11 protein-coding genes are annotated in these 11,620 nt (G+C 50.3%); 4 read left to right on the forward strand and 7 right to left on the reverse strand.

Annotation, left to right across the window (positions count from 1 at the left end; all coding sequences use genetic code 11):
- Positions 1 to 443 precede the first annotated feature (443 nt).
- Both VFA09_26040 and VFA09_26045 read left to right on the forward strand, forming a co-directional pair.
- Complete coding sequence (locus tag VFA09_26040; protein HZU70762.1) at positions 444 to 842, forward strand: hypothetical protein; 399 nt, start codon at positions 444 to 446, stop codon at positions 840 to 842.
- A gap of 211 nt (positions 843 to 1,053) precedes the next feature.
- Positions 1,054 to 1,473: a MaoC family dehydratase gene (locus tag VFA09_26045; protein ID HZU70763.1), complete on the forward strand. Its 420-nt coding sequence runs from the start codon at positions 1,054 to 1,056 to the stop codon at positions 1,471 to 1,473.
- A 117-nt stretch (positions 1,474 to 1,590) separates the two neighbouring features.
- Here the strand turns inward: VFA09_26045 and VFA09_26050 are convergent, their stop codons facing one another.
- The 3 genes from VFA09_26050 to VFA09_26060 form a co-directional block, all read right to left on the reverse strand.
- Positions 1,591 to 1,986: an HU family DNA-binding protein gene (locus tag VFA09_26050; protein ID HZU70764.1), complete on the reverse strand. Its 396-nt coding sequence runs from the start codon at positions 1,984 to 1,986 to the stop codon at positions 1,591 to 1,593.
- Between the two features lie 464 nt (positions 1,987 to 2,450).
- Positions 2,451 to 2,945 (reverse strand): DUF6789 family protein, encoded by a 495-nt coding sequence (locus VFA09_26055; GenBank protein HZU70765.1) that lies wholly within the window; start codon positions 2,943 to 2,945, stop codon positions 2,451 to 2,453.
- A 113-nt stretch (positions 2,946 to 3,058) separates the two neighbouring features.
- Positions 3,059 to 3,979 (reverse strand): tyrosine-type recombinase/integrase, encoded by a 921-nt coding sequence (locus VFA09_26060; GenBank protein HZU70766.1) that lies wholly within the window; start codon positions 3,977 to 3,979, stop codon positions 3,059 to 3,061.
- Positions 3,980 to 4,647: 668 nt separating this feature from the next.
- On the opposite strand from VFA09_26060, the gene VFA09_26065 reads away from it, so the two are divergent.
- Positions 4,648 to 5,796, forward strand: a complete 1,149-nt coding sequence (locus tag VFA09_26065; GenBank protein HZU70767.1) for a PQQ-binding-like beta-propeller repeat protein — start codon at positions 4,648 to 4,650, stop codon at positions 5,794 to 5,796.
- A gap of 623 nt (positions 5,797 to 6,419) precedes the next feature.
- On the opposite strand, the gene VFA09_26070 is transcribed toward VFA09_26065, so the two are convergent.
- Positions 6,420 to 7,952 carry a PQQ-binding-like beta-propeller repeat protein gene (locus tag VFA09_26070; protein ID HZU70768.1) on the reverse strand — a complete coding sequence of 511 codons (1,533 nt, stop codon included), beginning with the start codon at positions 7,950 to 7,952 and terminating at the stop codon, positions 6,420 to 6,422.
- Between the two features lie 269 nt (positions 7,953 to 8,221).
- Positions 8,222 to 9,037, reverse strand: coding sequence for a DUF1080 domain-containing protein (locus VFA09_26075; GenBank protein HZU70769.1), 816 nt, complete (start codon positions 9,035 to 9,037; stop codon positions 8,222 to 8,224).
- Positions 9,038 to 9,205: 168 nt separating this feature from the next.
- Between VFA09_26075 and VFA09_26080 the strand changes: the two genes are divergently transcribed.
- The gene (locus VFA09_26080) at positions 9,206 to 10,282 is read left to right on the forward strand and encodes an alcohol dehydrogenase catalytic domain-containing protein (GenBank protein HZU70770.1); all 1,077 of its coding nucleotides are present in this window, start codon (positions 9,206 to 9,208) and stop codon (positions 10,280 to 10,282) included.
- Here VFA09_26080 and VFA09_26085 read toward each other — a convergent pair.
- Together VFA09_26085 and VFA09_26090 are read right to left on the reverse strand one after the other, a co-directional pair.
- Positions 10,218 to 10,838 carry a TetR/AcrR family transcriptional regulator gene (locus tag VFA09_26085; GenBank protein HZU70771.1) on the reverse strand — a complete coding sequence of 207 codons (621 nt, stop codon included), beginning with the start codon at positions 10,836 to 10,838 and terminating at the stop codon, positions 10,218 to 10,220. The two genes, VFA09_26080 and VFA09_26085, sit on opposite strands and share 65 nt — an antisense overlap.
- A gap of 120 nt (positions 10,839 to 10,958) precedes the next feature.
- Positions 10,959 to 11,369, reverse strand: coding sequence for a hotdog domain-containing protein (locus tag VFA09_26090; protein ID HZU70772.1), 411 nt, complete (start codon positions 11,367 to 11,369; stop codon positions 10,959 to 10,961).
- Positions 11,370 to 11,620 lie beyond the last annotated feature (251 nt).

Here is an 11,620-nt window from a genome sequence, read left to right on the forward strand (position 1 = left end):
ATCTCTCTCCATTTCTTGAGAAAACTTCCGTGGGGTGGCTCCACAAACGTATTCGTTGCCTTCCAACCCGCATGTACTCTAGTGGGAAGAAACGCCAGAAGACAGGCATAGTGGAAGAGAAAAGGACTTTTTCCTTACTGGTATCCCCTCGGGACAAGATACCTCAGCCAATACTTCATCATCATAGGTATAAACTCGTAGCAGATGACAGCATCTGCTACGAGTTTTCTGGCGCGAGTAGATATTCCAAGAAATCTGTTTCATTTCCCATAAGAAGCTCGATGAACAAGGGTAAGAGGGAGAAAGCTGTGGATCGAGGAAGAGGCTACCTTGCCCCGTATGTCACCGTCGCGCATTTTACCCCATGAAGGGTAAGTCCTAAAAACTGTCTTGTAGTCTGGATTCAGGCTACGCGGCAAAAAACTGAATATTTGAGGTGACGTATGGCAGATACGGGCGAGAAATCCGAGACAGGCATACCGGCCCTGGAGCAATACCAGAAGATGTGGGCCCAATCACTTGAAGAGTTTCAGCGAGTGGTAGAAGCGAATATGTCCTACCAGCAAAACTGGGTGCGTTCGTTGGAGCTATTCCAGAAGACACTCGCCGCGGGAGCACCGTACTTGAAGGCATGGGTCGAATCAATGGAGCAGTTTCAGAAGACGATGCAGGCAAGCGCCCCTTACTTACAGACCTGGGCCGAGGCACTGGCACAATATCAGAAAATCATGGAAGCAGGCCAGTCATACATGAAGCCCTGGACAGACTTCGTAGAACAGTACCAGAAGGCGATGAGCAAAATGTTTCGACCCCACGACGATCATGCGGGCGAAGGATCCTAAGCTGGCCTCATTGAATCTTCCCTAACGTTCGCAGCCCTCGACTTCGCGAAAAAGCAAGTGAGGGCCTTGACTTTTTGTCCTTCTAGATGCAAAATGCATATAGATGAATTTGTCATTTAACGGTATGCTTCATGTAAGTGATAAATGCATCTAGATGTGACCGGATAGCATAATGACGGTTGCGCTATCGACGAACGATAGGAAGAAAAGTATGCTCAGAGACTCAAAAAAACAGGCACCGCTGCCGGCAATTGGAATGCGCGCGGTACGAACGCGCACAATTAGAGAGGAGGATATCGTAGACTTTGCGGAGGTCAGTGGCGACCATAATCCGCTGCACCTCGATCAGCATTATGCGGCGCAAACTCCTTTTGGCGGGCGCATCGCGCATGGTTTTCTGACGGCTTCCATCATCTCCGCCATCCTGGGCATGGAATTACCCGGTCCAGGAAGCATTTACCTGGGGCAGACATTGAAGTTTCTTGCCCCTGTGCGTGCTGGCGATACAGTGACGGTCAGTGTTGAGGTGATTGCCCTGCGGGAGGAGAAACGTATCGTGACATTGCGCACAGACATCGTCAATCAGGATGGCACGATAGTTCTCACGGGCGAGGCGACGGTCAAATGCTGAAGAAATTCTTTTCCGAGCCTGAACGAAGCCAATAACAGCCATCGTTTGTTTGTACCTTCCATCGTGCGGCTGCCAGGCCGCACGATGGAAGGTCGTACTCGCCTCAGCGCTACTGGTCTAGTACTTCTTTGTACCTTTCTCAGTCGAGGACTTGTAAGTCGTGGATGGGGTTGAAGTTGTTTTCTTCATACCCGTGGTCGGGGCGGATTGAGCTGCCTGGGAGAGGACAGCGCCGACAGAGAAACCAACGCGCTTGCGAGCCGGGATAGTAATCTGCTTGCCACCGCGGATCGATTTGACCTTGCGCGGCGCGACATTGCGCAGGTTCCAGGTGCCGAATCCCATCAGGCGTACCTCGTGACCCTCGGCAATATCCTCACGCACAACCTCAGTGAAGGCATCAATAACCTTACTCGTCTCTTTCAAGTTCATGCCAGCTTTAGCAGCTACCTGGTGGATGAGTTCGTCCTTACCAACGATGGTAGGACTCTTTTCGGGTGAAACGGTTGTCATTTGAGTAAAAACTCCTTCTAACTTTTTCTGTAACAAGGGCACAATGGCTCTTGTCTGCTCGATATCGCAACGCGCATTTTCCTTGCGTAGAAGCTCCTCGTTCTTGTTGTGACTGGCTTCACCTGTGACTTGCGCGTTGGAATGGAGGTACCATTCACTCTCACTATACAGAGTCCCACCAAATGGTTTGCAAAGACTAACACACAGTAGTTATCTATTAGTGTTTGGGACGCTTAAAGATGTACTGGATCCCCCATGTTACTTCAACCTGTTTTACTGTGGTGAGCCTTACCACGCTGACCAGTTCCCATCCTTCGGAGCCAAGCTGGGTAAGTTGTGCCTCAGTGAGAACACTTTGTCTGTAGCCCGTTATTCGTCCCCATACATCTGGGTCTATACCGTCTAGTCCCAGAAAGCAGGTTTTGTATTCCCATTCGTTCACGAATGACCTCCTGATGCAGGCCTTATCTACGCTCTAGCCAGTTTTCCACGATGCCTAGAGTTCCACCCCAGATCACGTGGGAGGCAATCATCATGGCGTTGCGGCGACCCGGCTCATTGAACGCAGATTCGCGCATCTTTAAGGCGCTAAAGATGCCGAGATAATTTGCGGCCCATACAAGCAGCCCAAAAGCAATGCCTTTCACAACTGGAGAGAGTGGCACTTTTTTCGCGACAGGGCTATAGAGGGCGCCCATGCTGGTTCCAAAGCCAAAATGAGAGACGAGCGTTGCTCCTAGACTCTGTGGCTTGTTCATATCCTCAGCTACTTCTGTTCTCTCAGCAATCTCGTTGGTCACTCTCTCAGGTGGCAGAGCATATTTCTGCCAGTCCGGGAGCAAACGATGGGCAGCGAGCATAAACAGTGTCATTGGAATGGTGGCGATCAAACCGGCCATAGCCCCTTGTCTTAGAGGAAGGATGTTCAGTATCTCTCGTATATCAAAGTTTTGTGGCATGCATAAGTTCCTTTCCACCTTCTCAATAGGTGTGATAACGATTCACTTTATGTAACACGGATGAAGCGGCTTTAAAGAGAACACCGTATTTGACTTGACATAACTATAAGATGTTAATATAGGTGGTCGGTCAAGCCGCTTTCCAGTTCATCAAGGACGTAATGCTTAGCGGTGGTATCGATTCGTTTATGTCCCAGCGCCTTTTGTGCCTTGCGAATATCTACTTTGGCCAGTTGCGTGCCCAGGAACCTGCGTAAATCGTGAGGCTTGACATCTGAAAGTCCAATCATGCTGGCGTAGTGGCAAACGACTTTCCAGAGTCCTACGCCGCTCATAGGCTGGTCGCTCAGCCTCTCGCCTCTGCCGCCGAAGGACGTAAACACATATTCGCTTGCTATAGGACGCGCTTGTAGCCATTGCTGGATGGCGTTATAGGCTTCGGCGGAAAGATAGGCATCGCGGTATTCGGCGTCATTTTTCCCGCGCACCGATAAGAAATAGCCATTATCGCGATTGAAGATTTGGGAAATGCGAAGACTTGCAAGTTCGGCAATGCGTACGCCGCTGGATGCCAGTGTGTGCAGGATCGCTCTATCACGCAATCCGATCAATGTATCCGGGTCTGGTGCCATAGTAAGCCTGCGCATGTCTTGAGGAGAAATGCGTGTGCGAGCGTTTGGCTTCGTTCTGTTCTTCAGTGCTGTTATCTTGACGCCCTCGATGCGTTCAAAGCCGGCTATCTGTTCATAAGCGACATATCCCTGGACGGCTGCCTCTTTCATTAACCGTTTAACGGCTGCTAATTTCCGGTTGATAGTATTTGGTGACATCGTCGTTTCATCGGCCATAGAGGTTCGCCAACGTGCCAGAGTAGCGGGATCCAGCGCCTTTTCAGGAGTCACCGCGTAAGCCAGGTATGCCTCGAAATCTTCGCGATATTTGCGCAGCGAGGATGCGGATAGCTGTCCCGCGAGAATCGAGGTATCGAAAGCGATCTTGTTATTCTCGTTGGTAGTAGTTAGCTCCTTTGCCATGGTAACCTCGTTTTCTGTTTGTTGCCGGATTTCGATAGATTAAGATAACAACCCTTTCCTTAATCTATATTCTAGCCGTTTTACACGCCAAAAGCAAGAAGGCATTTCTTATAGACATAAAGAGGCGAGATATATGACCCTGGCAAAAACGTGTAGTGGAATAATCTGTTCCGCCAAATAGATATTGCATCTTTTGCATGGAAGACGCCGGGCTTTCAGAGCCGTTGAGTACGTATGAAGGCAAAGAAACAAAGGCCTTTGCCTGTTCTTTAGCTTCATATGCATGTGCTTATTCATTATCTCCAAATATCTGGAAGTAAATAAGTAAATATATCTACTTGACAAAAAATTAAATATCATTTATACTATAAGAGATGAGATAAAATATAGTTCATGCATAAATCATACAGCGTTGTTGCGTGAACGTCCTCTATTTTGCATCCATCTGTTGGCCAATGGCTTGATTGCTCCGGGTCGATACTTTCCGCTTCATAGAGACTTTGATGCAGTTGCTGGGACGAGGAAGCCAGCCCATCGAACATTCGCTGTATCACACGTGAGCTTCGCTTTCTGTGTCAGGAGCCCAAAGGCGATGTTTCTTGTGCAAGAAGCTACTGAGGACATCGCAATACCTGTACACACGAGATCAAGCAAGAATGGGAAAAGACATGCAGCACCTTCACACACGGTGGCTCCACAAACCCCTGCTGATGGGAATCAGCATCGTAATACTGATCATGACCGGTGGAGGCGGTAGCTCATTGGCCCTGGGGAGGATCCATTCCTCCGTGGCAGCATCCGCTTCCATAGGGAGCAGCCTTTCAGCACAGCCGACACGCAGCCGTACCCTCTATATTGGTTCCAATGATGGCAATTTATATTCGCTGAATGCCAGCACGGGAGCTCTCAACTGGGACTATCCAACAGGGAAGTATCAGAGAATATTACTCTCCTCGCCTGTGGTGGTCGAAGGCCTGGTCTACTTTGGCTCGACCAATCACAATGTCTATGCCCTTAATGCCAGCACCGGCAAACGCGTCTGGCGCTACAAAACGGGTGGCTGGGTGCCCACTACACCGGCAGTAGTCAATGGCATTGTCTATATCGACTCATTTGATGGCAACCTCTATGCGCTCAATGCGAACACCGGTACTCTCATCTGGCGCTACTACACAGGGAAATTCTCGTACTCCTCGCCTGCCGTGGCTGGGGGTATTGTCTACTTTGGCTCAAGCGACGACAATGTGTATGCCCTCGATGCCAACACAGGTACCCTTATCTGGCGCTACACTACAGGATCTCTTATATATGGCTCGCCTACAGTAGTCAATGGCATTGTCTATATCGACTCATTTGATGGCAACCTCTATGCGCTCAATGCGAACACCGGTACTCTCATCTGGAGTTTCAACACAGGGGGAGAACCACGCTCCAAACCCACAATAGCGGGGGGGCTGGTCTATGTTGGCACAACTTACTATAATCTCTATGCCCTCAATGCGCGCACGGGCGCTTTCGTCTGGAGCTATTCTTCGCCTGGAGGGTTTTCTTATTCCTCGCCCCAAGTGACCAAAGGCATACTCTATATCGGCGCATGGGAATCCAACATCTATGCCCTCAACGCGCGCACGGGTGTTCTCATCTGGAGCTATGCTACGGGTAGCAATGTGGACTCCTCGCCCGCAGTATCCGATGGCATTGTCTATATTGGCACATATGACCACAACGTCTATGCCCTCGATGCCACAACGGGTGTCTTCATCTGGAAATACACTACAGGAAACGAGGTAGACTCCTCGCCCATAGTGGTAGGGTAGCCAACCTTTCAACAGGAAGACTGTGCGGCGGGACGTTGCAAACCGTGGGATCAGGAGTTACGTACATGTAGCCTGCTCCCACGGGGTTTCTAATGAAGTAGGTCCAGCGCTACGTAAGCTGCTCATGGGACGCAAATGCTCATGGGACGCAAAGTAGTGGGCATTATTCACTTCGGCCTATCAGTGTGATCCTGACGAAAATACTTCTTCATGAGCAGCTTACGTAGCGCTGGACCTACTCATGATTTGATCTGTGCGATCTGTGGTTTGTTTGGCTATAAGAAACTTCTTTATAGATGCTTTTGAGAAGAGCATCGTATACTTTCCTAAAAAGGAGTCTTCCATGTCCATCTTACTTCCATATCCCGGCACACCGCAGCACCAGAAACTCCTACAAGCTATCGTCTCTCACTATTCCAATGATCCGCGCATCCTCGCCATCATCGTCTTTGGTTCGCTTGGACATGGCAACTGGGACCCCTACTCCGACGTCGACCTCGATATAATTATTGCCGATACTGTCCCAATCGATATTTCTAAAGAGCTAGAACATTTGATCTATTCCTTCCCTGATACTCTTGAGACAGGTACGTTGATTATCCCCCATGAATCAGGCCTAAAACTTACGCAAGAGCTACCGAGACTATACCCAGGGTCGTCCCCACGAAAAGACGCCCATCCGAGATCGTCGGCGTTACAAAGTGTGGAACAGTAATACCTAAGGCAAGCTGTATACGTACTTTGCCCGTAGCGAGATCAAGCGCATAGAGAGTACCCTCTTGATCGAGGCTGTAGACTGTGTTCCCTCCCACGACGGGAGGCAGAGCTATTTGCGGAAGGGCATGCCAATCAATCTTCAGCTTCGGTCCTGGCTCGACCTGGACGGAGCGCAGGCCATCGGAGCAAGGTACAATGATCTGCAAGCCGATTGTAGCAACGCCACCCAGGGCCAGTCCATTGCAGATTTTCATCGTTGCCACCTGACCCCCTATCCCTCCCAGTGCGTTGGCATTCAGCAGGTAACCATCCCCGGATTTCCCTGCGGCGAAGACGTAGCCACCAGGCAGTAGTGCTGGCCCCATTGAGCCCAGGTCTTGATTGCCGGTATCCTGCATCCGCCAGTTGGCCGGGGCAAAACTATCTTCGAGCTGTAGTGTGGGTGAGAGGCGCAAGACGGCATTGCTTAAATCCCAGTCCCAATCTTGAGTCATGTGGTCTTCATTGCCCGTCGTTACAAATACCCTCCCATCCTGATCAATCACAGGACCAGAAGTCCCCCAGATACCGCCTGAATCGTGAGTTGGAACTTGATAGGAGAGTAATGGCCCCTCACCATCAGTCCGTGAAGCAACGAGCGTCCCATGGTACTGCCCACAGTCATCGGCAAGACCGCCAAAGGCGATGTAGATCATCCCATGCGAGATGGACAGTGCGGGACGTTGTAAGTATATCCCTGGAGGCCTCATTTCCGGCACATCCACTCGGCGTCGGATGCGTACCTTGCCGGTGTTTACATCGATACCCACCAGTACATGCATTGGCCCCGTGACCTCCGCAACCGCAAAGACCAGTCCGCTACCAGGGTCATAGACAGGAGTCCCAGTAATCCCAATCAGATTGATAGTTCCGCTACAGTTCAGCGTAGATAAAGGGACGGGACGCCCAACATTGGTTTGCCACTGTATTTCCCCCGTAAGAGCATCAAGAGAGTAGATGGTATCGCCCTCGCTGGCTACAATAACGTGCCCACCAATGACCAGTGGCTCCGCATACACTGCATCACCCAGCGCTTTCGTCCAGCTCTGTATAAGTTGGTGAGGGTCAGGCTCATTTGCCACATAACCAGTATGCATGCTGTTATTATGATAGCCTGTCCACTCAACATTCTTTGAAGTAGCATGTAAGGAAGATAAGGGACGTAGGGGTGGATCATTGCTTTGTGATTTGCTTCCATGAAGCAACAAAGTACTCAGTGCATTGTCGCTGCTAACAAATGCCAGGAAGAACACTACGGCGATCATCCAATAGATTGTCCAATAGTTTCTCTTGTGCGAGAGCCTTTTCTGATGTGCGACCCACCACGGTAGACGAGTAATGACATAGGCGAAAAGGAGGCCAAGCAGTACAGCAATCACCAAAAGAACAAGACGAAGCATTTTTCAGTACTCCTTTATTTACACCCCTCAATTTAGGAGAAGGATAGTGCCGGTACAGTCTGAAGTGCATCCACTGTAGTAGAGGCCTCATTGCGTCTTCCACAACTGGCTGCATATTGTCCTCATTGGTGTTAAGAATAGGTGAGAAAGCGTCATGAAAACATTATGAACATCGTGACGAGAAATACTGCCAACCCCGACAAGAAGTCCTCGTCCGCATTCATAGAGCTTATACAGGATGCCGTTATGTCAACTGAGGATAGTGCTTATCAGGGCAACTGGTCAGGCGCGGGGTCTACTTCCACCCTGGTGAAGGAAGCGGTCACTCCATCCGAGGTTGGGCTAGTGTGTACAAAAAGGGCGATCTGGCCGGTCGCGTAATCGGTATCGGTAACGGTGCTCACGTTCGCCCCATTGATGAAGAGAACAAGAGTTGAACCTTTCAGCATGAGCGTCATTGTATTCTTCTGTCCTGGAGGATGAATGGCCGGTGAGCTATTGGGGCCGTCGAGAAACACTGATTGCGATTGTTGCTTGCTATCTAAGTATTCTTTGGCGATATCAAAGGTATTATCGCTATTGAGGTCTACACGATAATCATGATCCAGGTTGCTATCACCACGCACATAAACACCAATACTATCGCCTGCACTAGCCTTGTCGATGGTAAAATCGGCGGAGAGCGTAAAATCATCAAAATCCTTCGTGGTCGGAAGACTTTCGATCAGTGTTGTTTTGGGATTTGTATCTGAAAGGATCAGCCTGTTGTCCACGATAATGCGCACATAACCGGTATTATTCGCATTACTCGTCACATTCCAGCCATGACTATTGTCGGCAAAAGTATCGAAGAAGAGGGCCTGTGGAGGTGGAGTAGGGGTTGGAATGGCCGGTGTCGGTGTCGCTGTCGGTGTCGCGTGATGACCTTTAGGAGCACTGGCACTTCCGCCACTTCTTATGAGAAAGAAGAAACTGCTGCCGATGATTACCGAAAGTAATACTACGGCAGATATGAGGTATCTGGTGCGAGGGTTTTTCTGAGGGCGAGGATGCTGCTGCTGTGCTTTTCCCTCTGATACTCTCATAACAATCTACTCCTGCCATTACCTCGATGGATGCCCGTTAAATCGTCCATTGCAAAAACGTAAAATATGGTATACCTTTTTAACGTATGACAAAAGGTCATTGTTACTTCAACGGTATTCCTGAACAAGGAAACAGCACGAAATGAAAGCGAGAAGAGAAACTGAGCTATGCTTGCCGCTATGTTTTACGCTCCTATGGATGTTCGCCTGCAAGAGATTTCTCTTCCTCAACCTGGTCCAGGAGAAATTCTGCTCAAAGTCGCGGCGGCTACCACGTGTGGCACAGATCTGAAAGCATACCGCCGCGGGCATCCACTGCTTTTCCGTGAGACCCCGGCCAGGTTTGGACATGAGGTATCCGGAGTTGTTGAGACCATCGGAGCGGGAGTAACCCGGTGCAAAGAGGGCGATGCTGTAGTGGTAGCAAATTCTGCTCCCTGCCAGCGGTGTTACTACTGTCGACGGGGAAGTTACAGCCTGTGCGAAGACCTGCTCTTACTCAACGGGGCCTATGCCGAGTATCTGCTTGTGCCAGAACGCGTTGTACGCCAGAACCTCTACCTGCTTGCGCCTGGAACATCGTTCGTAGCCGCGGCCCTGACCGAACCGTTGGCCTGCGCGCTACATGGTATAGATGCCAGCCATATAGCGGAGGGGGATACTGCGGTAATACTCGGTTCTGGGCCCTTGGGACTTTTATTGGCGGCAAGCGCCAGGTTGCGTAATGCTCGTGTGATCGTGACAGGCCATGGAGAAGAGCGATTGGCTCTGGCACGTCATTTCGGGGCCGATATCGTTATCGATGTGAGCTCGATGTCCCCTCTTGAACAGAGAGAAGCAGTCCTGGAGCAAACAGATGCCCGGCGAGGAGCAGACATTGTGATAGAAGCAGTAGGCACACCTGAAACCTGGGAGCTGGCTGTAACCATGGCACGCCCGGGCGGTTTAATCAATTTCTTTGGCGGCTGTGCGTCAGGCACGCAGGTGAGACTCGAAACACGCCCTCTTCATTACAGCGAATTAACGCTGAAAGGCGTTTTTCATCACACTCCTGCCTATTTCTCACAGGCGCTGGAGCTGATTCAGGGACGCCAGATCAATGTCGAGGCTCTAGTTACCAGGCGCGTACCACTGGGATCTTTATTAGAGGTGCTGGAGCTTTTGCTGCACAAACAGGGAATCAAGTATGCACTGATTCCCCCGGCATTTCAGCAGGAACTCCTATCACAAGCAACCCCTGCGTGATCATCTCACTATAGATATCGATCACCTGCTGCACGGTCAGGCGACCACCGGGCCGAAACCATGCCGCAACTTCCGTACACATAGCAATGATGGCGTAAGAGCAAATTTTTACGTCGCTTTCGCGAAAGACCCCCTGCTCCATTCCCTCGCGTAGCAGCGCCTGGAGCAGCGCCTCATATTGATCGCGTAGGGAAAGGATATAGCTGCGATTCTCCCCTTCAAGCGCGCGAATCTCGGTATCGATGATGAAGAACTCGTATTTATACGTTGTATGCAGGCGAATATGATTAGCAATAGCCTCGTATAAGCGCTGCCGAACGCCTGTTTTTTGGCGCATGATCTGTTCTAGATTGGCATTCAGTTGGCGCATATGTGCCTCCATGATTTCGACCAGCAGCGCCTGTTTGTTCGCGTAATGGTAGTAAATACTGGCCGCCTGGATACCTGCGATGCGCGCGATATCTCTTAAAGGGGCAGCGTGATAACCATATTCGGCAAAGAGCTGTACGGCAGCTGCCAGGACCTTTTCTCGCACTGATCGGTTATCAGACTGCATCCCTGTTTTCCTCTTCTCTGGTTAGCTATCCATTTAGCACGATTGCCCGTATAGAAATATTCTAACAGAAAACCGAGCCTTGCACGCAATCTTGCACAATACTCTCCATCGGTATAGTACTTACGCCGTGCGAGTCTTGCGTTGTTGCTCTGCCTTCACAACTGTTGTGCCAATTGCCCGGCCAACAACTATGGGAGGTTCTAACACGTCGGCAGCCGAATCGCTGATATCTCGCCGGGCCGCAATGACTTTACGAGCCTCAAACTCCATACGCCGGGAGGTACGGCCAATTCTGGTGATGCGCCCGGTCGCCTCCACAAAATCACCGGCATAGAGGGGCGCTAAAAATTCTACGTTTTCGTAGCCGACCAGCAGCCCTTCGTCTCCGTCGCACTGTATCGCCAGCTCCGTTGCCACGTCCCCGAAAAGCGCAAGCATATGCGCCCCGTTTACAAGATAGCCTCCATAATGCGCATCGCTGGCGCTCAAGCGTACTCGAATTGTGGCAATGAACTCAGGAGTATCAGCCATGGTATATCGCCCTTTCTTCATTCTCAATATAGATATTATGTGACCTAAAGATTTCTTGCATCATGGCGCTCCCACCAGGGAACTACATGATCTTTAATGATGTGGCAAGATGGGGCTGTTGGATTTCCTGTCATTGTAGGCTGGGCGATTTGACTTGTCAACAATGAGATGCCGGTTCGGTGACAGATTGCTTTTGTGCAGTCTTCTCTGCCATAGGTTCCCTCCTATTCTTTCATACATCGTTGCTCCTG

This window comes from Ktedonobacteraceae bacterium (assembly GCA_035653615.1).
Taxonomy (GTDB): domain Bacteria; phylum Chloroflexota; class Ktedonobacteria; order Ktedonobacterales; family Ktedonobacteraceae; genus DASRBN01.